This is a genomic window from Bacillus sp. JZ39 (assembly GCF_053903145.1).
Map to the genome: position 1 here is coordinate 2,799,204 of NZ_CP096389.1, position 21,366 is coordinate 2,820,569.

Consider the following 21,366-nt stretch of genomic DNA (forward strand, 5'->3'; position numbering starts at 1 on the left):
ATATGACAGCAAAGGGGAAATGGGATATGACCGATCAACGCCGTAATGTTTATTTTTTTCACAAACAGGATCAGGAAACGAACGAACAAGCCCGCTCGTTAACACAATTAGCGGAAGAGCATGGATTTACCGTTGTGAACCAGCACTCAGACGCCAATATTATCGCTAGCATTGGCGGGGACGGCACATTTTTGCAGGCAGTCAGAAAGACGAATTTTCGTGACGACTGCTTGTACGTCGGCATTACCAAAAAGGGGAAAGCTCATTTATATTGCGACTTTCATAGTGATGAGCGAGAAAAAATGGTCGATGCAATGACGTTTGAACAAATTGAAGTGAGAAAATACCCGCTGATTGAAGTGACAGTGGACCACGCCAGTCCTTTTCACTGCTTAAACGAGGTATCCATCCGCTCAAGCATCATCAAAACCTTTGTGATGGACGTGCTGATTGACGATCTGCACTTTGAAACATTTAGAGGTGACGGGATGATTATCTCAACGCCTACAGGCAGCACCGCCTATAACAAATCTGTTGCAGGAGCGGTTGTTGATCCATTGCTTCCATGCATGCAGGTATCAGAGCTTGCATCCCTTAACAATAATACCTACCGGACACTCGGCTCGCCATTTGTCCTCAGCTCTGACCGAAAGCTGACCCTTCGTGTGGTGCAGGACGGCAACGAACACCCAATCATCGGCTTGGACAATGAAGCACTCAGCACGAGAAATGTGAAAACGATCGAAATCAAACTGTCTAATAAGAAAATCAAAACAGTCAAACTAAAGGACAATTCATTTTGGGAAAAAGTGAAGCGTACTTTTTTATAGAAAATAAAAGGACAGGCTGCTGCCTGTCCTTTTATGATTTCTCATATACAATCTGGCCGTTAATCACGGTTTTTTTAATATCTAACAGATGAAGCTGTGCGGGGTCAATGGCAAACGGATCACCACTGAGAACTGTAAAATCCGCGTCATAGCCTTCCGCAATTTTCCCGCGTGACTTCTCTTTATAAATGATACCGGCGCTACCTTCTGTATAAAGCTTTATCGCTTCATATACAGGTAAACATTCACTTTCATTATAGCTTGGCCCGTTTTGCTCATGACTGCTTTTCCTGAGGACCGCGGACTGGATCCCTAGAAGCGGGTCAACAGGCTCAATCGGGGCGTCTGAACCGCCCGCGCATAAAATGCCTTTAGATATGAGGGTTTTCCAGGCAAATGCAGTCTTCATCCGGTCTTTTCCGAGACGGTCAATGACCCATGGAAAGTCGCTTGCAACGAAATGCGGCTGAAGATCAAGTGCGATCGGCATGCGTGCTGCTCTCTCGATTAATTCGTTATCAAGCACTTGGGCATGAATAAGCCGATCATGCCGGCCGTTTTTGGGCGGATGCTTTTCAATTGCGTTCAGCACTTTTTCAAAAGCAAGATCTCCGATTGCATGAACAGCAACCTCCATCCCTTTTTCTCTCGCTTTGCGAATGAGCCGGCCAAGGGTTTCGTCATCGTGAACCTGAACACCATTTGTTGATGGATCATCCTGATATGGTTCTTTCAACAAAGCCGTTCTCCCGCCAAGCGCCCCGTCCGCAAAGATTTTCATCGCACCAAACTCCACATAAGGGCCGGACGGCTTATCCAGCTGCTCCCATCGATCGACCGCTTCATGATGAACGAGCAAATGGCAGCGGAACGGATACTTTCCGCCAGCGGCAGCTTTCTCATAAGCTTTCAACGGCACCGAAACATCACCATAATAGGACAAGTCTTCCGAATGACCGCCCGTCAGGCCTTTTGTCCAGCAATCCTTTATTCCAGCCGTTAATGCCTCATCAACATAGTGCTGGGAGACTGGCGGGACAGCCTTCAGAATCAAATCCTGCGCCTTATCAAACAGGAGTCCGGTCGGCTCGCCATTTGCATCTTTTACGATGACTCCGCCGTCAGGATCAGGAGTATTTCTTGAAATTCCCGCTGCTTGAAGAGCCGCAGAATTGACAGCTATTGCATGCCGGCATATACGCTTGAGCAAGACGGGCCTGTCAGGAAACAGGCGATCAAGATCATGCTTAGTCAAGTAGTCAGGTGTCTCAAACTGATTTTCATTCCAGCCTTCTCCAATGAGCCAATCGTTTTTAGGAAGCTGCCGCTCTCTTTCCTTCGCAGCCTGTAAAATTGAATCTTTCGACGTCAGTGCGGACAGATCGAGCTGAAGCTGTTTCTCACCGTGGCCGATCAAATGTAGATGGCTGTCAACAAAACCGGGGAACATCACTGCTCCGTTCAGGCTGATTTCTTCTGTTTCCGGCGACCCGTACTTTTCCTTCAAACGTTCATAGCTGCCGGTGCCTTTTATGACACCATCCTCAACATAAACTGCCTCAGTCCGATCGCCTTCTTTGAGCATCGTATAAATGAAACCGCCGTGCCATATCGCCTTCATTCACGTTCACTCTCTTTCTTTATGCCTTTTTATTGGCTTTGAGCTGTTCTTCACGTTTTCTTAATTCCACTCGTCTGATTTTTGCAGAAGCCGTTTTCGGCAGGCTTTCCACAAATTCAATTTCTCTAGGATATTTGTATGGAGCGGTAATCGTCTTCACATGGTTTTGCAGCATTTTGACAAGCTCATCACTGCGTTTTTCATGATTTTGCAGGACAACATATGCCTTTACAATGGAGCCTCTGATTTCATCAGGGCTCGCGACAACAGCACATTCTTTTACTTCTGGGTGCTTAACAAGCGCGTCTTCCACCTCGAAAGGCCCGATCGTATAGCCGGAGCTGATAATAATATCGTCATTTCGGCTTTCAAACCAGAAGTAACCTTCCTCATCTTTTCTTGCTCTGTCTCCCGTTAGGAAATAATCGCCGCGAATTTGTGTTTTCATTCTTTCCGGATCTTTAAAATACTCTTTAAAGAGCGCAGGCGTACTGAGGTGAACAGCGATATCGCCAACCTCACCAGGTTTGCAGATTTCACCGTCTTCATTTATGATCTCCACCTGATTTCCCGGTGTCGGTTTTCCCATGCTTCCCGGTTTAATAGGCGTATCTTTCAAAACACCAACCAAAAGCGTGCTTTCTGTTTGGCCATATCCGTCCCGTACCTTAATGCCAAAGTGCTTTTGGAAAACATCAATGACTTCACGATTGAGCGGCTCACCTGCGGAAACAGCGCTGTGCAGGGCAGAAAGATCAAAACGGTCCAAGCCTTCAACCTTCGCCATTAAGCGGTATTCTGTCGGCGTGCAGCAGAAAACATTGATTTTGTAGCGATTTAAAAGCTCTAGATATTTTTCTGCTTTGAATCTGCCGTGATACACAAAACCGGTTGCTCCGCTGCCAAGCACCGCTAAAAACGGACTCCATACCCACTTTTGCCAGCCAGGGGCAGCAGTTGCCCAGACGATATCCTTTTCAGAAATATCAAGCCAAGCGCCGGCAGAAGTTTTTAAATGAGCAAATGCCCATCCATGTGTATGTACAACACCTTTCGGCTGACCTGTTGTCCCGGATGTATAAGATAAGAAAGCCATATCATCTCTTGTTGTGTCAGCTGTTTTAAATTGGCTTCCGTCCGCTTCAATTGATAAGAGGTTTTTCCAGCCGGCATCATTTTCACCAATAGACAGTGTAATCAGTTTGTCAGTCGTACTGACATCCCGGAAAGCGCCAATAAATTCTGAGTAGACGATAGCGCCTTTTACCTCTGCATGTTCAATCCGGTATTCAAGATCTTTCGCGCGAAGCATTTCGGAGCACGGAATGACAACCATTCCTGATTTCAGGATAGCCAAATAAACAGCATAGGCTTCAAGCACCCGCGGTACCATTACAATCAGCTTGTCTCCCTTTTTAAATCCAAGATCAGCTAAGGCCGCTCCGATTTTATTTGTTTCTTCCATCAGCTTTTCATACGACCAAGATTCTTGCTTGCCCGACTCGTCCTCCCAAAGAAGAGCGGTTTTTTGTCCAGCAGCACTGAACTTTTCCATTTCATTCACTAAATTATATTGCACAGGGGCAATTAAATCTTCACGTTTTAACACGAACAACTCCTCACTTTCTCCACCCATTATACATAAATACAGGCTCTTTCCGTAAGGATATGCCTAAAAGCAACCTCTGTAAACATAGATTTTATAGGCCGCTGGTCCTTTTTTATATGTAAAAAATGAAAAAGAGTGGGGATACCCCCACTCCTAAGCCATTATGTGAAATTGTAAATTAGAATTGTCCTCCGCCCATGTTTTGTTGAGCAAAAGATACAAGACGTTTTGTGATCTCTCCTCCAACAGAACCGTTAGCGCGAGAAGTTGTGTCTGCTCCAAGGTTTACACCGAATTCAGAAGCGATTTCTAATTTCATTTGGTCGATCGCTTGAGCAGCTCCTGGTACTAAAAGGTTGTTGCTGTTACCTGAGTTATTGTTAGCCATGTGTCTCACCTCCTTGTGAGTATAGAATGTGTCAAAACACATGGCTTCATTCAGAAAAACTTTGGTAATTGTATACAGGAGCTGAAAATTGATTTAAAAGAGTTCAGCGAATTTATCGTTAGCTTCTTGTTCGCTATACAGGGTCATTGTCTCAATGTTATCTACCGCTTCTTGAATATACGGCTCGAAATCAACAAAGCTTTCAAAGTGTTCAATTTTCTCTTTTTTAGGGCGTGTTTTCGGGCTTGGCGGTGTAAAGATCGTGCAACAGTCTTCAAACGGCTGAATGCTTGTCTCATATGTGCCAATTTCCCGTGATTTTTCGATGATTTCTGTTTTGTCCATGGCGATTAGCGGACGCAAAATCGGTGTTGACGTCACCGCATTAATTGCATACATGCTTTCAAGCGTTTGGCTCGCTACCTGACCGAGGCTTTCTCCCGTAATAATGGCAAGCCCGTTTCTCTTTTCTCTGATTCTGTCGGCTATCTGAAGCATGAGGCGGCGGGTTGCCGTCATTGTGTAATTTTCAGGAATTTGTTTTTGGATGAGCTCTTGCGTTTTTGTAAATGGAACAATATGAAGTGTCATGCTTCCCCCAAAACGGGACAGACATTTCGCCAGATCCATTACCTTTTGCTTTGCGCGCTCGCTTGTGTATGGCGGGCTGAAGAAATGAACAGCTTCTACCGACAATCCCCGTTTCATCGCATAAAAACCGGCCACAGGGCTGTCAAAACCGCCAGAAAGCATCAGCATCGCTTTTCCTGCTGAACCAACTGGCAGCCCGCCTGCACCTTTTTCATCACGAATTGTCAAAAATGTTGCTTCTTCCCTGATTTCGATTCTGAGCGGGATGTCTGGGTTGCGAACATCGACCGTCAATCCTTCTGTATTTCGCAAAATATGGCCGCCGATTTCAGCGTTCATCTGGTTTGTATCTAATTCAAATTGCTTATACGCTCTCTTTGTCGCGACTTTAAACGTATCACCTGGTTTATACTGATCTTTGATAGCCTTTAGTGCGGTTGCCTTAATATCATCAAGGCGGCTGTCACATTTAATTGCCAGGCTGAAGCTTTGAATCCCAAACACTTGCTTTAAATGAGGAAAAAGAGCCTCAGGATCCTCTCCATTTAATGTAATCGTCATACGATCCCTGTTGGAAAAGTATTTTAAATTCGGATAGTCTTTCAAAACGAGTCTGATGTTTTGTTTTAAGCGCTCAATAAAGCTTTTTCTGTTTTTGCCTTTGGTCGAAATTTCCCCAAAACGAATTAATATATGATCGTAATTCATGTTCTACCTCATCATTTTCCTTAATTTTTTGATGCCAGGACGAAGCGCGTTCATAAACGGTTCTGCCACATCGCTTGTCTGGCTGTAATTTAAACTGATTCTGATGCTGCTTCCGGCAATCTGCTCTCCTTTGCCCATCTCTAAGAGAACCTTGCTGGGCTTATGTTCTTTTGCCGAGCAAGCCGATGTTGTGGAGACGAAAATATCCTGTTCCTCAAGCATGTGTAAAAGCACTTCCGCTTTAATCCCCGGTACAGAGAAATTAATAATGTGCGGCGCGCTATTCATTTGAGGCGTGTTGATAACGACGCCCTCAATTTCACTCAGCCTTTTCATAAACAATTCCTTTGCGGCAGTCATCGTGTCAAGCCGTGTGTCAAAATCAGCAGAGGCAAGATTAATGGCCTTGGCAAGCGAAACCGCTCCAGCAGTATGTTCTGTTCCGGCCCGTATGCCTTTTTGCTGAGAGCCTCCCGTTATGAGCGGAATAAGGGGTGTTCCCTCTTTTACAATAAGTGCGCCTGTCCCCTTTAGGCCGTGAAATTTATGCCCCGAAATTGAACATAGATCAATGCCGGCCTTTTCAATTGCCAAGGGCACTTTATAGATGCCCTGCACATAATCGACGTGGAACAAAATGTTCGGGTGCTTCTTCAGCACTTCCCCTGCCGCTTCAATCGGCTGCACGGAACCGACTTCATTGTTCACATGCATCATGCTGACAAGCACGGTATCGGGACGGATGGCTGCTTTTAGATCTTCAATAGAAACAAATCCGTCTTCATTCACAGAAAGATAAGTGATATCAAACCCGAACAACTCTTTCAGCTGTTCTAACGATTCCGTAACGGATGGATGTTCAATAGAAGTGGCAATGATATGTTTGCCTGTTTTTATCTTTGACAAAGCCGCTCCTTTTAAAGCCGCATTATTGGCTTCTGTGGCGCCTGACGTAAATACAATATCATATTTTTTTAGGCCTAAGGACCTTTTGATTTGATTTTTGGCTGCTTGAAGCAGCTGTTCCGTTTCGGCTCCATATCGGTGCAAAGATGAAGGATTGCCAAAGTATCGGCTGCTTGTCTGTTCATATACGTTCAAGACTTCATCGTAAGGCTTAGTCGTTGAACTATTATCTAAATATATCATCTTTTTTACTCCTTTATGAAAGCGGTACAAGGTATGATATTTATGTTACCATAACAAAATTTAATAGAAAATTACGAAAAACTAGTATTGACTTCTAATTTTTTTACCATATAATAAGATTTGTTCGTTTCGTCATATTATCTGACAATTAATTGACAGAATATTTTAACATAATTATTAGGAGGATTTTTTTCATGAAACACTCACTGCCTGTCAAAGATACCATTATTATTGGTTTCATGCTATTTGCGTTATTCTTTGGAGCAGGAAATATGATTTATCCGCCGGAACTTGGACAAGCAGCCGGACACAACGTCTGGAAGGCCATCGGCGGATTTTTACTGACAGGGGTAGGCCTGCCGCTTCTCGGCATTATCGCCATCGCATTAACCGGTAAGGACGCTAAAGGCCTTGCTGACAAAGCGCACCCTGTTTTCGGCACAATCTTTACTGTCGTGCTTTATTTATCAATCGGACCATTATTCGCCATCCCGAGAACAGGAACTGTTTCATATGAAATTGGCGCTGTTCCATTTTTGACTGGCGTACCAGAAAGACTTTCTTTATTAATATTTACACTTATCTTTTTCGGTGTTACGTACTATTTAGCGTTAAACCCATCCAAGGTTGTCGATCGAGTCGGAAAAATTCTGACTCCCATCAAATTCACAATTATTTTAATCATTGTTCTCAAAGCCATCTTCACGCCGATGGGCGGATTGGGCGCCGTGACAGAAGCATATAAAGGAACACCGGTTTTTAAAGGATTTTTAGAAGGCTATAAAACAATGGACGCACTTGCTTCAATTGTATTTGGCGTTGTCGTTGTAAATGCTGTAAAAAGCAAAGGCGTCACACAGTCTAAAGCTCTTGCTGCAGCCTGCATTAAAGCAGGTGTGATTGCCGCTTTAGGCCTGACTTTCATTTATGTATCCCTTGCTTATTTAGGTGCAACAAGCACAAATGCCATTGGTCCTGTTGGTGAAGGAGCTAAAATTTTATCTGCGTCTTCCCATTATTTATTCGGTTCATTAGGCAACATCGTACTCGGAGCAGCGATTACAGTCGCATGTTTAACAACAAGCATCGGCCTTGTCACATCTTGCGGCCAATATTTTTCAAAACTTATTCCGGCATTATCATATAAAATTGTCGTTACGATTGTCACGTTATTCAGCTTGATCATTGCGAATTTCGGACTCGCGCAAATTATCGCGTTTTCTGTTCCTATTTTATCAGCTATCTATCCGCTTGCCATTGTCATTATCGTTCTTTCCTTCATCGATAAGATCTTTAAAGAAAGACGCGAAGTGTACATCGCATGCTTGATCGGTACAGGACTTTTCAGTATTTTAGACGGTATCAAAGCAGCCGGTTTTTCACTTGGATCTTTAGATGTGTTTCTAAATGCGAATCTTCCTCTTTACAGCCTCGGCATCGGCTGGGTGCTTCCAGGAATCGTCGGAGCGGTTATCGGCTATGTGCTGACCTTATTCATCGGACCATCCAAACAGCTTAATGAAATAAGTTAATGTCACAGAACGCCTGCGTTATTGCGCAGGCGTTTTGTAATGAAAAAAAGAGCCTGCTCATTACACTGCGGGCTCTTTTTCATGGTCGTGATTATCTAAGCGGATATGTCAGCTTTGATTTTTTCAACTGCACCTGGCGCAGCCTTTTCTACAGCGGCAGCTGCAATTTCATAAGAGTCGTCATAATCAAAAGCATAAAAACGTCTTTCCGCTTCTTTCAGCTGTTCAGATAAAATGTGATTTTGGCTTCTGAACCGGTTTCCGAACTGAATGATTTTTTCAATGAGGATGACCTGCTCGACAAGTTCCTCTGATTCCCGGCTTGCCCTGTTGACGATATCTTCTGCTTGTTTCAAATGGGCTCCGGCTTCTTCCATATTTAATGGAAGTTCGTTTAGTTGATTGACTGTTTCTTGAATATGATGATGCGCGTTCTCCAGCATCTCTTGAATATGGCTCGGAATGCCTGGAATGTTGCTAGTCTTCAGCAGTCTTGCTGTCTCAGAAATTGTTTTTTTCAAATTGCTGAGCGTCTCCCTCGCCTGAAGCTCTTCTTTTCTCAGCGCTTGCAGGTTTTCACGATACTCGGCATGCTCTTTTTTCACTTCTTCAATTTGCTTCTCTATTGAAGCAACTTCTTCTACTAAAAGTGAGTAGGCGACATGCTCTGCATCGAGCTTATCTTTAACGGATGATAGCAGCTTCCCAATTTCATCAAGGCGCTTTTCAAAAGCCTGCTGTTTGCCGAGCTCACCGGCTGTCAGCCTGTAGCTTTCCTTCACCAGCTCAGTTTCCGCCTTCGTATGCTCTTTCTCTTCTTTAAGCTTGTCGTAAGCAATAATCAATTCAGGCATTTTGCTTAGTACGGATTGACCGGCTTCAACTTCGCCCTCCAGCTGCTGATAAACAGATTGAATATTTTCGTCAATGAGCTGCAGGATTGCGGACGCTTCATCAATATCCAGCTCAGTCATCAGGACATGTTCCGCTCGTTTCAGCTGGTTTGACAGATTTTCTAATTCCTTATCAAGCTGGATATGCTCAAGCTTGTACCCTTTTTCTTTCATTTCGCCATAGCCATCCTTGAGCTTTGCAATCTGTCCGGGCACCGTCTGTTTACAGTCAGCTAACAGCTTCGGCACATCATCTATGTATGACTGAAGCCGTTCAAGATTGCGGTCCTGCTCAAGCAGTACTTTTCGTGCAGTAATATAGTTTCCGCCTTCTGTTTCTTCTTCAAATTGTTTGATGCCGCTCCAAATTTCGTCCAGATCCTTTTCAAGGCTGTCATAAAGCTCCCCGTAAAGGTGGCTGTAAGCCAGCAGGTTTTTTCGAGATTTCGAATAGCGCTCCCTCACCTGTTCAATCTCTTCACGGCTCTTTTCCTCACTTGTGACAAGATCGCTGATTTCCCGAAGAATCTTTTCAATGCTTGATTCAGCCGCTGTCAGCAGGTCGTCGATATGAACGAGCACTTGATTGGCCTTTTTAAACCGGTATTTGTCTGCATTTTCCTCGGCATCATAAAGGAGCTCTTCAACTTTCGGCATGTGGGCTGTGACAATCTCGTCCCATTCTTCACGCCACTTCTCAAAGAACTCTTCTGTCTGACCCGTCATTTTTAAATGTTTTATTTTAGACATTTCTTCCACGATCGACCGATTCAGAATTTCAATCTTCCACGATTCCAGCCGGTCGATTTCGGCGTAGATTTTTTTCCTGAAAAAGTAGCCTGCCGCAAACAGCGCAAGCAGTACAATTAATAATCCAATGACAAACTCCATAATGAGCCCCCTTGCTGTTTACCTTAATCTGTCAGGGTGTTTTATTTATTCAGAAAGATTTCAGGATATGTATTGAGAAAAACTGTCGTTTTCATTGTTATTATGATACCATGTAACAAACATTTTTTGACCAGAAATCAAAAACTTTTTGTGCAAAATCGGCAGGATTTGACTATTTTTTCATGGGGTGACATCAATGCAAAAGCGAGACGGACATATTCACACACCATTTTGCCCTCACGGTTCCAATGACACACTCAGACAATATGCAGAAGAAGCCTTAAAAAAAGGGTTCGAATCGATTACTTTTACCGAACACGCCCCATTGCCGCCCTCTTTTACCGATCCCACGCCGCTGAAAGACAGCGCGATGGCGCAAGCTTCTTTGGAACGCTATATTCATGAAATTTCCGGATTAAAAAAAGAATATCGCGGACAGCTTAGCATACGGACAGGGCTTGAAGTCGATTATATCGCTGAATTTGAAGATGAAATTACATTATTTCTGGACACATACGGGCCATATTTAGATGACAGCATCTTATCCGTTCATTTTTTGCGCACAGACTCTTCCTATCTATGCCTTGATTATGACGAGCATACCTTCAAAGAGCTGATTTCAGCCTCCGGAAGCATTGAAGCGGTATATGAACAATATTACCGGAGTATCTATTCTTCCATTGTAGCATCTCTCGGCGTTTATAAGCCAAAAAGAGTCGGTCACATCACACTCGTCCAAAAATTCATCAAGCTGTTTCCATACAGCATGTCAGAGCATATTCGCGGCCTCGTTTCCCTGTGCTTAAATGCCATTGAAGAAAACGGAATGGAGCTCGACTTCAATACTTCCGGCTTAAGAAAAATTTACGCTGGCGGTATTTATATCGAGGATTGGATGCTGAATGAAGCGAAGCAAAAGAAGATCCCGCTTGTGTTTGGGTCTGATGCCCATCAAGCGGGAGATGTCGGATATGCGTATGAGGCGTTTTTGGAACGGTGCTAATTGGTGAGCGCCACGTCTCCTGTCCGGAAGACGCTTCTGATCCAAATCTTGATTTCTTCAAAATACATTTTATAAAAATACGGCTCGTGCGGCTGCATGTAGAGTACTTCTGAAATATATTGAGGCTGGAGATAGGGCATCATCAAGAGAGATTTTAATTGGAGAATAAAATGAGGCAGCGGCAGCGTTAAATATTCACGCTGTTTTTCTCCTTCCTCAATGATCAGCTGGAAGATATACTTTTCCTTCATTAGATATGTCGACATAATTTCCCTGATTAATGTGGAGTCAATTGTGACTTCCCGGTAGACAAAACGAGTTAATTGACGATGATTATGCTGATAGGATAAAATATCGAAAACCAATTGAAGAAGCTGTTCCTGCGTGCTTTGAGAAGAGATATTGCTTGCCGCTGTTTCAAGCGTTTTGCTGTAGCCTTCGTAAAACTCTGAAACTAAGTGTTCCATCAAGCCTCCTTTGCCTTTAAAATAGTAGGAGATGTGCGCAACATTTACATCAGCTGACTTTGCGATTTCACGGACAGACGTGCCAGAAAATCCTTTTTGGTTAAAAAGCATGACAGCAGATTCAATAATTTTGTCTTTGGTGCTTACTTTCATACGGCTCACTCCTTCCTCTTGATACTATTCAAGCAGAAAGCCGCTGTTCCTGTAAGAACTTATCGACAAATGCCGGCAGAAAAGCCGGAACTTTGTTTTATATTATAGAAAAAGTGAGGGTTTTCCATGTTCCATGTCGAAAAACAATCTGGAGATAAAGAAAAAGGCTATCAGCTTCTGCTAAAACAGCTCGAAGCCATGACCGAAGACGAAACAGATCAAATAGCTAACTATGCAAATGCCTCAGCACTGCTGTATCATTCGCTGCCTGAAGTCAACTGGGCAGGTTTCTATTTTGCCAAAGAAGAGGATGGACAGCTTGTGTTAGGTCCGTTCCAAGGCCTGCCGGCATGTGTTCGGATTCCTTTCGGCAGAGGGGTTTGCGGCACAGCGTACGCAAACGGAAAAGTGGAACGTGTTGAGGATGTAAACGCGTTTCCGGGACATATCGCCTGCGATGCAGCGTCTCAATCAGAAATTGTGCTTCCGATTCGTGTAGACGGAAAAATTGTCGGCGTCTTAGACATCGACAGCCCAGTGAAAAACCGTTTCGACGAAATTGATGAAAAATACTTAACTCAATTTGCCGAAACGCTAGAAAAAGCGTTAGCGCAGTAATATAAAAGCCCAAAACTGATATCGTTTTGGGCTTTTTTTATTTTATTGAGTCATGAACCATCAAGCGGTTTTTCCCGCTCCGTTTCGCGCTGTAGAGCGCTTCGTCTGCCTCATGCACAAGCTCTTTCAGCGATTTTCTTGTTTCTGTCGTCCAGCAGGAGATACCGCAGGAAATGGTTACCTCGGGTTTCGTATTTTTTCTGACCGCGTAAACCAGTCGCTCGGTAATCCGTTTCCCCACTGCAACCGGCACATTTGGCAAATAAATCGCCAGCTCCTCTCCTCCCCAGCGGGCACCGACATCATGCTTTCGGATGTTGCTTTTAATCACTGAAGCGACTTGAATTAAAATCTCGTCCCCAGTCTGATGGCCGTACGTATCATTTACATTTTTAAAATTATCAATATCAACAAGAATAAAAACACCCTTTTGGTGGATTTTCATGCTGTATTGAATTTTTTCATCTAAATACACTCGTGAATACAGTTCAGTCAGCTGATCTGTTTTCACAAGGTGCTCAAGACGGTCGCGAAGCATTGAATTGGTTACAGCCAGTGTCGCGTGATGAATCAGCGCCTGAAACAGCTTGTACATTTCAAATGTAAAAGCGTACAGCTCCTGTTTCAATAAAACCGCAAAGCCCAGAAGCCGGTCGTTTTGAATCATCGGAGCAGCCATCAGCGAGCCGTACCCCGCCTTCCCAAAAACAGACTGGCCATTCCCGATGAAAACCCCTTTTTCACCTTCATACAGCTTTTCTTTCAGCTCATTATAAAAATCTGACGGTTTCGCTTCTTTAAAAAATGCTGTGCTGCCTGGAAGCAATGTTAGGTTTTCAAAATGGTCTATATGAAAAAATCCCACTTCTTCTGCCTGAAACGATTCTGCCATTCTCACAGCCAGATCATTCATTGTATCAGTCAGTGTCAGCCGCTGATTCAGGCGGCGTGATGTTTCATTAATCAATTCCAAATTTGCGATGCTTGCTTTGGATTGTTCGTAGAGCTGGGCATTTTCAAACGCTTTTCCCGCCGCGTTTGCTAACAGCGACATTTCATCAAGGCAGGCATCAGTAAGAAAGCTGTCACCCGTTCCCTCAGCCTTCAACACCCCGTATGTGCCCTGCTGTCCTTTGATCGGAATATAGGCGACAGATTCATTTTTCCGCAAAATGTCTCCGGACAAATACACTTTGAGCGCAAAGGAATCGGATTTTTCCCCTTCCATATACAGCTCTTTTGCAGGTATCCCTAAACATTGGTCTTGATCGTGCGATATAAATAAAGAAAACTCAAAAAGAGAAAATGTGCTGGTCAAGCTTTCTAAAAGCTGCTTCAGCACATCTGTCTGATCAAGCAGTGAATGGAACAGCTCTGTCATTTTGTATATCTTTTTTTGGTAGATCGTTTTGTTATAGAGTCTTTCCTGTTTCATCGACTGGTTTAAAAATGAAGCAACCACGTCCGGAAGCCCTTCAGGAATCTCTTCATCCTGCCTGCACGCAAGATGAAAACGCCTGCCGGAGCCGTCCTCAATCAGATAACATGAAGCGTTTATTTTTGAAGCGGAAAAACGCGCTTCACCATCTGCCAATTTTGTCACAAAGCCTGATGGTGACGGTGTAAGCGAAACACAAAGGGTTGAAAAATAGGTTTGAATAGCCGAAGTCAGCCATATGAAAGAGTCGGTGAATGTGACTTTTTCAGATTTGGTTAATAAAAAATCGAGCATATGATAATGAAAGGCGGATAATTGATCTTTAGTTTGTTCTACCATATTTTTATCACCTAAAAGTTTACCACTAATTTTTGTTTATTATATCATAAACGGTGAAGCAATAATGGAGGAATGGTTGACTTCAAAACAAATAAATTATATAATGACCTTTGTGTGAAATATTGCAGCCTTTTTGTTCAGCTTCTATGTTTTCATTTTGTTCCTTATCAATAAGGTGTATCGTGTAACTCTCTGCTGCTGGAGCGAGGATACATGAAAACAAAATGTGCATGGTCGAATAGAGCAGACGGTTTTTATTTTCCACAAAAATAAAACCAAAGGAGGAGTCACATTATGGCTCGCTATACAGGTCCATCTTGGAAACTGTCCCGCCGTCTAGGAATCTCTCTTAGCGGTACAGGAAAAGAATTAGAAAAACGCCCTTACGCTCCAGGTCCACACGGTCCAGGACAACGTAAAAAATTATCAGAATACGGTTTGCAATTGCAAGAAAAGCAAAAGCTTCGTCACATGTACGGTGTAAACGAACGTCAATTCCGCACTTTGTTTGACAAAGCTGGCAAACTAGCTGGTAAACACGGTGAAAACTTCATGATTCTTTTAGATTCTCGTCTTGATAACGTTGTGTACAAGCTAGGTTTAGCACGTACTCGCCGTCAAGCTCGCCAATTGGTTAACCACGGTCACATTCTTGTAGACGGAAGCCGCGTTGACATCCCGTCTTACCTTGTGAAACCTGGTCAAACAATCGGTGTTCGCGAAAAATCAAGAAACCTTTCTATCATCAAAGAATCTGTTGAAGTGAACAACTTCGTTCCTGAATACCTTACTTTCGACGCTGAAAAGCTTGAAGGTACTTTCACTCGTCTTCCTGAGCGTTCTGAACTTGCTCCGGAAATTAACGAAGCGCTTATCGTTGAGTTCTACTCTCGTTAATCGTTTTAAAAACCCCTGCCGCTATGCGGTCGGGGTTTTTTTATCGTCTGTTTCGTCATTCGCCTCTTGCTGGCCAACACTGTCCTGCGCCTGCTGCTCCCAATGATCCCGCTGCAGCCGTTCTTTTGCAATCGTACACATGAGATTCACGCTTTAGCGCTCCTTTCATTTAAAAGGTGGTGATTGGTCGTGTTTGCCCTATCTAATATACTCTTTTCCTTTCATTCCTATGCGGTAAACAAAAAGATCCTTTGCCTTCAGTGGCAAAGGATCTTTTTCTTATTTATACGTCACAAGGAAGTATTTTTTCTTCCCGCGGCGCAGAACAGTAAATTGATCTTCGATACGGTCTTCACCTGATAGGGTATAATTTATTTCCGTCTTGCGTTCACCGTTAATGTAAACAGCTCCGTTTTGAATGTCTTCACGCGCTTGGCGTTTAGAAGGAGATAATTTAGATTGCACCAACACATCTACAAGTGAAAGCTCTTGGGTGCTGTCAACTTCCATAGATGGAACATCTTTAAAGCCTACTTTTACGTCTTGAGCAGAAAGCTCTTTAATATTGCCGCTGAACAGCGCTTGGGAGATGTTGATGGCTTGCTCCAGCGCCTCGCGTCCGTGAACAAGTGATGTCACTTCTTCCGCCAGGCGTTTTTGTGCTTCACGTTTTTCTGGCGCCGTTTCTGTTTTTTCTGCGTATGCTTCAATTTCCTCTTTTGAAAGGAACGTGAAATATTTCAAGTATTTGACAACGTCACGGTCGTCTGTGTTGATCCAGAATTGATAGAATTCATATGGCGATGTTTTTTCTTTATCAAGCCAGATCGCACCGCCTTCCGTTTTTCCGAACTTCGTGCCGTCTGCTTTTGTGACAAGCGGAATCGTTAGGCCGAACGCTTTTGCTCCTTCTTCTTCTGATTTTCTGATCAGTTCAAGACCGGCTGTGATGTTGCCCCACTGATCGCTTCCGCCGATTTGCAGTTTACAGTTTTTGTCTCTGTAAAGATTTAAGAAATCATAAGATTGAAGAATCATGTAGCTGAATTCCGTGTACGAGATGCCGGATTCAATTCTTGAGCTGACCGTATCTTTTGCCAGCATGTAATTGATGCCGAAATTTTTACCAACGTCACGAAGGAAATCGATCACATTCATTTTGCCGATCCAGTCAAAGTTGTTCGCGATGACAGCTGGGTTTTCTGCTGCTTCAAAATCTAGAAATCTGGACAGCTGGTTTTTGATTTTTTGGGACCATTCGGATACGATGTCAGCAGTGTTTAATGTACGCTCTGCTTTTTTTCCGCTTGGATCACCGATGAGGCCCGTCGCGCCCCCCACAAGCGCAATCGGATGATGCCCTGCAAGCTGAAAACGGCGAAGTGTTAAAATAGGCAGCAGGTGTCCGATATGCAAGCTGTCTGCTGTCGGGTCAAAGCCTGAGTACAAGCGGATTTTTTCTTCATTCAGCTGTTTATTTAACCCTTCTTCATCTGTCATTTGCTGAATCAATCCGCGGAAGGATAAGTCTTCAAGTAAGTTAGTCATAAGATAAAGCTCCTTTTTTGATTAAAATAAAAAACGCCCCTTCGTTTACACGAAGGGACGATTGATTATCGCGGTACCACCCTACTAATAAGAGAATGCAAACATTCGTCTTATCACTTTGCCTGATAACGGATCAGGTCCGTTCTTTCACTACTGAAAGCCTGGCCGGCTTTGTTTGCAAAAGCGGTTCATGAGTGTATTCGATATATCCGTCTGTGCTGATTTTCACCGGCCATCAGCTCTCTGGAACGTAAGGATATTCTACTTGTCTCAATCTTTACCTTTTCATATGAAGCTATATCATTTTTAACATAAATAAAATCCTGTGTCAACGCCGCCTTTTAATCCTCCATTGTTGACAGATCTCCAGCCGGCAGATTAAGCTCCCATGCCTTCAGCACGCGCCTCATGATCTTTCCGCTTCGGGTTTTCGGAAGCTTCTCTTTAAATTCGATCTCACGCGGAGCCGCATGGGCTGCAAGACCCTGCTTTACAAATAGGCGGATCTCTTCTTTCAGTTTATCAGACGGCTCAAATCCTTCCCTGAGTGCAATAAAAGCTTTAATGATTTCTCCACGCACCGGGTCAGGCTTTCCGATTACGCCTGCTTCTGCAATAGCCGGATGTTCGACAAGCTTGCTTTCCACTTCAAATGGGCCGACGCGCTCACCGGAGGTCATGATGACGTCATCAACTCTGCCTTGGAACCAAAAGTATCCCTCTTCATCCATGTAAGCAGAATCCCCAGACACATACCAGCCGCCCGGCATGAAATACGATTCATATTTTTCAGGGTTATTCCAAATAGTATGCATCATGGAAGGCCAGCCCTTTTTGATGGCGAGATTGCCCATTCGGTACGGCGGAAGCTCGTTGCCTTGATTGTCAACGATCGCTGCCTCCACTCCTGGAATCGGCTTACCCATTGAACCCGGTTTAATATCCATGCAAGGATAGTTGCAGATAAGCTGACTGCCCGTTTCTGTCATCCACCATGTATCATGAATTCGTTTGTTAAAAACTTTATGTCCCCATCTGATGACTTCCGGATTTAGCGGCTCACCGACACTGAGCACATGCCGGAGTGAAGTTAGATCATATTTCGCAGCCATTTCATCTCCCGCTCCCATCAGCATCCGAAAAGCGGTCGGCGCGCTGTACCAGACATTGACGCCAAGCTGTTCAATCGTACCATACCAGCTTTCCGGGCTGAAACGTCCGCCGACGATGACATTTGTCGCTCCGTTCAGCCACGGTGCAAAAATGCCGTATACCGTACCTGTCACCCAGCCTGGATCAGCTGTGCACCAATAAATGTCTTCTTCCTTTAAATCAAGGACCCACTTTCCTGTTTGATATTGCTGAATCATCGCTTCATGGACATGCAGCACGCCCTTTGGCGTACCAGTGGAACCTGATGTATAGTGAAGCAGAAAGCCGTCTTTTTTATCCATCCATTCGATATCCAGTCTTGTGCTTTCCTGTTTCGCTGCTTCATCATAATTGATGATATTCGTGCCGCTCTCAGCCTCTCCCCCGACTACGAAGACATGCTGCAAGTGAGGCAGTTTGTCTACCGGTATTCTCTCCAGCAGCTCAGGTGTTGTGACAACAACCTTTGCCTCACTGTTTTCAAGCCGATCTTTCACCGCTCCCTCCATAAATGCTTCGAACAGCGGCCCGGCGATGGCGCCAATTTTGATTGCGCCAAGCATAATAAAATAAAGCTCGGGTGATCTCGGCATAAAAATAAAAACGCGGTCCCCTTTTTCCACATTTCCATACCGTCTCAGCACATTCCCGGCTCTGTTTGATTCTTCCTTCATTTCTTTAAATGTGTATTTTTCATCCCTTTTTGCGTCTTTATAATAAAGCGCTACTTTGTTTTTTCGAAACGATTCGGCATGGCGGTCAATCGCTTCATACGCCGCATTCAGTTTCCCTGTCTCATGCCAAGAGAAATGTTTCTCCGCCTCGGTCCAATCAAAATGCCGGTACGTTTCTTCATAGTTTTTTAAGTTATGATCCCCCTCTATTGCTGGTAACGCTTTCAAATTCATGCCCAAACATCCCCCTTTGCTGAAGTTGTCACAATTATTATAGTATATATTCATATTCTTCTCAATTTTTAAAATATAAACCATGTTGAAAACGCTTTATAATTTGGTATTCTTAAAGAAGGCATGTATTTTTGATAAGAATTGATGGGACGGTGAATTAGTGGAACATCATAAAACATACCATTCAGCAAACATCAAAACAGCAACCGGCTCTTTACTGATAGAAGGGCCTGTCTCTCCAGAGGATTTGGCAGGTTATGAGTTTCATAAAGATTTAACCGCATTTCGCCCGCCTCGCGAGCAGCATGAAGCGCTAGTCGACATTGCAGGCCTTCCCGAAGGGCGCATTATTATTGCCAGAGACGGCCGAACCATTGTCGGCTATGTCACGTATTTATATCCTGACCCGCTCGAAAGATGGTCTGAAGGAAATATGGAGGATTTGATTGAGCTCGGAGCCATCGAAGTAGCGCCGGACTATCGGGGATGCGCTGTCGGAAAGACGCTCCTGACCGTCAGCATGATGGATGAACAAATGGAAAACTACATTGTGATGACGACAGAATATTACTGGCATTGGGATTTAAAAGGGATGAAAAAAGATGTGTGGGAATACAGAAAGATCATGGAAAAGATGATGAATGCAGGCGGATTGGTCTGGTTTGCAACGGATGAGCCGGAGATCAGCTCCCACCCTGCAAACTGTCTGATGGCCCGCATTGGAAAAAACGTCAGCCAAGAATCAATTGAGCAATTTGACAGGCTCCGTTTTTATCATCGTTATATGTATTAACTGACACTGGCAAAGGGGAAAAAATAATGATTGTTGAGCAAATCATGAAAAGAGATGTCATTACATTAACGAAGACGGATACGCTTGAAACAGCAATATGCAAACTGAAGGAATTCCATATCAGGCATCTGCCTGTTGTAGATGAAGAACGACACGTGATCGGCATGATTACAGACAGAGACATGAAACAGGCCAGCCCGAGTATTTTTGAAGAAAACAAACGAAGCCTATTTCTCACACGAAGCGTAGATTCAATTATGAAAAAGGATGTTGTCTGCGCCCATCCGTTAGATTTTGTCGAAGAAATATCAGCCGTGTTCTACGAGCATGGCATCGGCTGCCTTCCAGTGGTACACCATCAAAAATTAATAGGCATTTTAACAAAAACCGATTTGCTGCGGACGTTTGTCAAATTGACAGGCGCTGACCAGCCGGGATCGCAAATTGAGATAAAAGTAAACGACATCACCAAAAGCCTCGCTGAGATCAGCAGTCTTTGCCAAGACCTTCAAGTGAAAATATTAAGCGTGCTTGTTTATCCGCATGACGATCCCGGTGTAAAAGTGCTTGTCTTCCGTGTAAAAACGATGAATCCGCTGCCGTTTTTGCAGGCATTACAAAGAAATGGACACCACGTCGTATGGCCGTCAGAGCAAAGGGACCTGCTATGAGAGACAGTGTATTTATCTATTCTCCATCCTACCAAACCTATATGTTTCATCAGGAGCATCCCTTTAATCAGCAGCGGGTTCTGTTAACATATGATTTGCTTAAGACGATCAATGCCTTTGATGATGGAGACATTGTCACCCCCAGACTCGCTTCAGAAGAGGAGCTTTCCCTTGTCCACACGGACGATTACATTCAGGCCGTAAAGCTTGCGGGCGCCGGAAAGCTTCCCGCTGAAGAAGGAGAAAGCTACGGGCTCGGCACTGAAGACACACCCGTCTTTGCCGGCATGCACGAAGCGGCATCACTCTTGGTCGGCGGCACTTTAACGGCCGCAGACTGGGTCATGTCAGGACAAGCCCTGCATGCGGCAAACCTTGGCGGAGGGCTTCATCACGGCTTTCGTGGGAGAGCTTCAGGGTTTTGCATATATAATGACAGCGCTGTGGCGATTCAATATATCCAGAAAAAATACAGATCCAGGGTACTTTATATTGATACCGACGCCCACCACGGGGACGGTGTGCAATTTACCTTTTACGATAATCCTGACGTATGCACGCTGTCCATTCATGAAACAGGAAGGTATTTATTCCCTGGAACCGGTCAGATCCAAGAAAAAGGCAGCGGAAAAGGATATGGCTATTCCTTTAATATCCCGCTTGACGCTTTTACAGAGGATGATTCTTTTCTTGAGGCTTACCGGACAGCAGCTTCAGAAGTCGCCGCTTATTTCAAGCCCGATGTCATTATCAGCCAAAACGGCGCCGATGCCCATTACTACGACCCGCTGACGCATTTATCAGCAACAATCAATATATACGAAGAAATCCCCCGTCTTGCACACACTTTGGCTCATCAATATTGCGGAGGGAAATGGATTGCAGTCGGAGGCGGCGGATATGATATTTGGCGTGTCGTGCCCCGCGCCTGGGCCAGAATATGGCTTGAAATGAAGGGAATTGACCCGGGACACGAGATCCCGCCGGAATGGATTGCTAAATGGCAAAAACAATGCCCCGTGGCCCTTCCGTCGAGCTGGAGCGATCCGGCTGATTTATATCCTCCGATTCCCCGCAAGCCTGAAATCACAGAAAAAAATGCCCAAACTGTCAGCAAAGCATTATATGCGATACGTTCTGAACAGCAAAGAACAAAGTAAAAAACGA

Annotated in this window: 19 protein-coding genes and 1 other annotated feature; of the genes, 8 read left to right on the forward strand and 11 right to left on the reverse strand. The window is 44.2% G+C overall.

From position 1 onward, the window contains the following. Positions 1-26: 26 nt before the first annotated feature. On the forward strand, positions 27-830 hold the full coding sequence (locus tag M1D65_RS14405; RefSeq protein WP_014477655.1) for an NAD kinase: 804 nt from the start codon (positions 27-29) through the stop codon (positions 828-830). 31 nt (positions 831-861) lie between these two features. Here M1D65_RS14405 and M1D65_RS14410 read toward each other — a convergent pair whose 3' ends face one another. The 5 genes from M1D65_RS14410 to M1D65_RS14430 all read right to left on the reverse strand — a co-directional run bounded on the left by M1D65_RS14410 (position 862) and on the right by M1D65_RS14430 (position 6,896). After that, a complete protein-coding gene (locus M1D65_RS14410) occupies positions 862-2,451 on the reverse strand; it encodes an amidohydrolase (RefSeq protein WP_064670903.1) in 1,590 nt (529 codons plus the stop codon). Positions 2,452-2,470: 19 nt separating this feature from the next. Further along, positions 2,471-4,060, reverse strand: a complete 1,590-nt coding sequence (gene mbcS / locus M1D65_RS14415; protein ID WP_038827971.1) for an acyl-CoA synthetase MbcS — start codon at positions 4,058-4,060, stop codon at positions 2,471-2,473. 178 nt (positions 4,061-4,238) lie between these two features. Continuing rightward, positions 4,239-4,448, reverse strand: coding sequence for an alpha type acid-soluble spore protein SspA (gene sspA, locus M1D65_RS14420; protein ID WP_003223491.1), 210 nt, complete (start codon positions 4,446-4,448; stop codon positions 4,239-4,241). Between the two features lie 93 nt (positions 4,449-4,541). After that, positions 4,542-5,747: a tRNA uracil 4-sulfurtransferase ThiI gene (thiI, locus tag M1D65_RS14425; protein ID WP_003229326.1), complete on the reverse strand. Its 1,206-nt coding sequence runs from the start codon at positions 5,745-5,747 to the stop codon at positions 4,542-4,544. 3 nt (positions 5,748-5,750) lie between these two features. Continuing rightward, the gene (locus M1D65_RS14430; protein ID WP_038827967.1) at positions 5,751-6,896 is read right to left on the reverse strand and encodes a cysteine desulfurase family protein; all 1,146 of its coding nucleotides are present in this window, start codon (positions 6,894-6,896) and stop codon (positions 5,751-5,753) included. A gap of 194 nt (positions 6,897-7,090) precedes the next feature. On the opposite strand from M1D65_RS14430, the gene brnQ reads away from it, so the two are divergent. Beyond that, a complete protein-coding gene (gene brnQ / locus M1D65_RS14435) occupies positions 7,091-8,428 on the forward strand; it encodes a branched-chain amino acid transport system II carrier protein (RefSeq protein WP_003229322.1) in 1,338 nt (445 codons plus the stop codon). A gap of 95 nt (positions 8,429-8,523) precedes the next feature. Here brnQ and ezrA read toward each other — a convergent pair whose 3' ends face one another. Continuing rightward, positions 8,524-10,212 carry a septation ring formation regulator EzrA gene (gene ezrA, locus M1D65_RS14440; protein WP_003229320.1) on the reverse strand — a complete coding sequence of 563 codons (1,689 nt, stop codon included), beginning with the start codon at positions 10,210-10,212 and terminating at the stop codon, positions 8,524-8,526. Between the two features lie 196 nt (positions 10,213-10,408). On the opposite strand from ezrA, the gene hisJ reads away from it, so the two are divergent. Then, positions 10,409-11,215 (forward strand): histidinol-phosphatase HisJ, encoded by an 807-nt coding sequence (gene hisJ / locus M1D65_RS14445; RefSeq protein WP_101502184.1) that lies wholly within the window; start codon positions 10,409-10,411, stop codon positions 11,213-11,215. On the opposite strand, the gene refZ is transcribed toward hisJ, so the two are convergent. After that, complete coding sequence (gene refZ / locus M1D65_RS14450) at positions 11,212-11,835, reverse strand: transcriptional regulator RefZ (RefSeq protein WP_014477663.1); 624 nt, start codon at positions 11,833-11,835, stop codon at positions 11,212-11,214. The genes hisJ and refZ overlap by 4 nt on opposite strands. 126 nt (positions 11,836-11,961) lie before the next feature. On the opposite strand from refZ, the gene M1D65_RS14455 reads away from it, so the two are divergent. Further along, a complete protein-coding gene (locus M1D65_RS14455) occupies positions 11,962-12,453 on the forward strand; it encodes a GAF domain-containing protein (RefSeq protein WP_015714522.1) in 492 nt (163 codons plus the stop codon). 37 nt (positions 12,454-12,490) lie between these two features. On the opposite strand, the gene M1D65_RS14460 is transcribed toward M1D65_RS14455, so the two are convergent. Next, a complete protein-coding gene (locus M1D65_RS14460) occupies positions 12,491-14,230 on the reverse strand; it encodes a diguanylate cyclase domain-containing protein (protein ID WP_041851098.1) in 1,740 nt (579 codons plus the stop codon). Positions 14,231-14,524: 294 nt separating this feature from the next. Between M1D65_RS14460 and rpsD the strand changes: the two genes are divergently transcribed. Then, positions 14,525-15,127, forward strand: a complete 603-nt coding sequence (gene rpsD, locus M1D65_RS14465) for a 30S ribosomal protein S4 (RefSeq protein WP_003229304.1) — start codon at positions 14,525-14,527, stop codon at positions 15,125-15,127. A gap of 21 nt (positions 15,128-15,148) precedes the next feature. Here the strand turns inward: rpsD and sr7p are convergent, their stop codons facing one another. The 3 genes from sr7p to acsA form a co-directional block, all read right to left on the reverse strand. Then, a complete protein-coding gene (gene sr7p, locus M1D65_RS14470; RefSeq protein ID WP_032722349.1) occupies positions 15,149-15,277 on the reverse strand; it encodes a small protein SR7P in 129 nt (42 codons plus the stop codon). A 129-nt stretch (positions 15,278-15,406) separates the two neighbouring features. After that, positions 15,407-16,675: a tyrosine--tRNA ligase gene (tyrS, locus tag M1D65_RS14475; RefSeq protein WP_276353287.1), complete on the reverse strand. Its 1,269-nt coding sequence runs from the start codon at positions 16,673-16,675 to the stop codon at positions 15,407-15,409. 50 nt (positions 16,676-16,725) lie between these two features. After that, positions 16,726-16,962: a binding site (T-box leader), on the reverse strand. Between the two features lie 54 nt (positions 16,963-17,016). After that, positions 17,017-18,735: an acetate--CoA ligase gene (gene acsA, locus M1D65_RS14480; protein ID WP_124072851.1), complete on the reverse strand. Its 1,719-nt coding sequence runs from the start codon at positions 18,733-18,735 to the stop codon at positions 17,017-17,019. 160 nt (positions 18,736-18,895) lie between these two features. On the opposite strand from acsA, the gene acuA reads away from it, so the two are divergent. From acuA to M1D65_RS14495, 3 genes are read left to right on the forward strand one after another with little or no spacing between them, the layout of a single operon-like run. Further along, positions 18,896-19,528, forward strand: a complete 633-nt coding sequence (acuA, locus tag M1D65_RS14485; RefSeq protein ID WP_003229296.1) for an acetoin utilization protein acetyltransferase AcuA — start codon at positions 18,896-18,898, stop codon at positions 19,526-19,528. Between the two features lie 26 nt (positions 19,529-19,554). Next, positions 19,555-20,199: an acetoin utilization AcuB family protein gene (locus tag M1D65_RS14490; protein WP_003229294.1), complete on the forward strand. Its 645-nt coding sequence runs from the start codon at positions 19,555-19,557 to the stop codon at positions 20,197-20,199. Next, positions 20,196-21,359 carry an acetoin utilization protein AcuC gene (locus M1D65_RS14495; RefSeq protein ID WP_015714526.1) on the forward strand — a complete coding sequence of 388 codons (1,164 nt, stop codon included), beginning with the start codon at positions 20,196-20,198 and terminating at the stop codon, positions 21,357-21,359. Before M1D65_RS14490 ends, M1D65_RS14495 begins: the two co-directional genes overlap by 4 nt. Positions 21,360-21,366 lie beyond the last annotated feature (7 nt).

What these genes read in the sequence shown, in the direction of transcription:
- M1D65_RS14405 (WP_014477655.1), top strand. Translation starts at nt 27, where the DNA reads ATGACCGATCAACGCCGTAATGTTTATTTTTTTCACAAACAGGATCAG.
- M1D65_RS14410 (WP_064670903.1), bottom strand. Translation starts at nt 2,451, where the DNA reads ATGAAGGCGATATGGCACGGCGGTTTCATTTATACGATGCTCAAAGAA.
- sspA (WP_003223491.1), bottom strand. Translation starts at nt 4,448, where the DNA reads ATGGCTAACAATAACTCAGGTAACAGCAACAACCTTTTAGTACCAGGA.
- thiI (WP_003229326.1), bottom strand. Translation starts at nt 5,747, where the DNA reads ATGAATTACGATCATATATTAATTCGTTTTGGGGAAATTTCGACCAAA.
- M1D65_RS14430 (WP_038827967.1), bottom strand. Translation starts at nt 6,896, where the DNA reads ATGATATATTTAGATAATAGTTCAACGACTAAGCCTTACGATGAAGTC.
- brnQ (WP_003229322.1), top strand. Translation starts at nt 7,091, where the DNA reads ATGAAACACTCACTGCCTGTCAAAGATACCATTATTATTGGTTTCATG.
- ezrA (WP_003229320.1), bottom strand. Translation starts at nt 10,212, where the DNA reads ATGGAGTTTGTCATTGGATTATTAATTGTACTGCTTGCGCTGTTTGCG.
- hisJ (WP_101502184.1), top strand. Translation starts at nt 10,409, where the DNA reads ATGCAAAAGCGAGACGGACATATTCACACACCATTTTGCCCTCACGGT.
- refZ (WP_014477663.1), bottom strand. Translation starts at nt 11,835, where the DNA reads ATGAAAGTAAGCACCAAAGACAAAATTATTGAATCTGCTGTCATGCTT.
- M1D65_RS14455 (WP_015714522.1), top strand. Translation starts at nt 11,962, where the DNA reads ATGTTCCATGTCGAAAAACAATCTGGAGATAAAGAAAAAGGCTATCAG.
- M1D65_RS14460 (WP_041851098.1), bottom strand. Translation starts at nt 14,230, where the DNA reads ATGGTAGAACAAACTAAAGATCAATTATCCGCCTTTCATTATCATATG.
- rpsD (WP_003229304.1), top strand. Translation starts at nt 14,525, where the DNA reads ATGGCTCGCTATACAGGTCCATCTTGGAAACTGTCCCGCCGTCTAGGA.
- tyrS (WP_276353287.1), bottom strand. Translation starts at nt 16,675, where the DNA reads ATGACTAACTTACTTGAAGACTTATCCTTCCGCGGATTGATTCAGCAA.
- acsA (WP_124072851.1), bottom strand. Translation starts at nt 18,735, where the DNA reads ATGAATTTGAAAGCGTTACCAGCAATAGAGGGGGATCATAACTTAAAA.
- M1D65_RS14490 (WP_003229294.1), top strand. Translation starts at nt 19,555, where the DNA reads ATGATTGTTGAGCAAATCATGAAAAGAGATGTCATTACATTAACGAAG.
- M1D65_RS14495 (WP_015714526.1), top strand. Translation starts at nt 20,196, where the DNA reads ATGAGAGACAGTGTATTTATCTATTCTCCATCCTACCAAACCTATATG.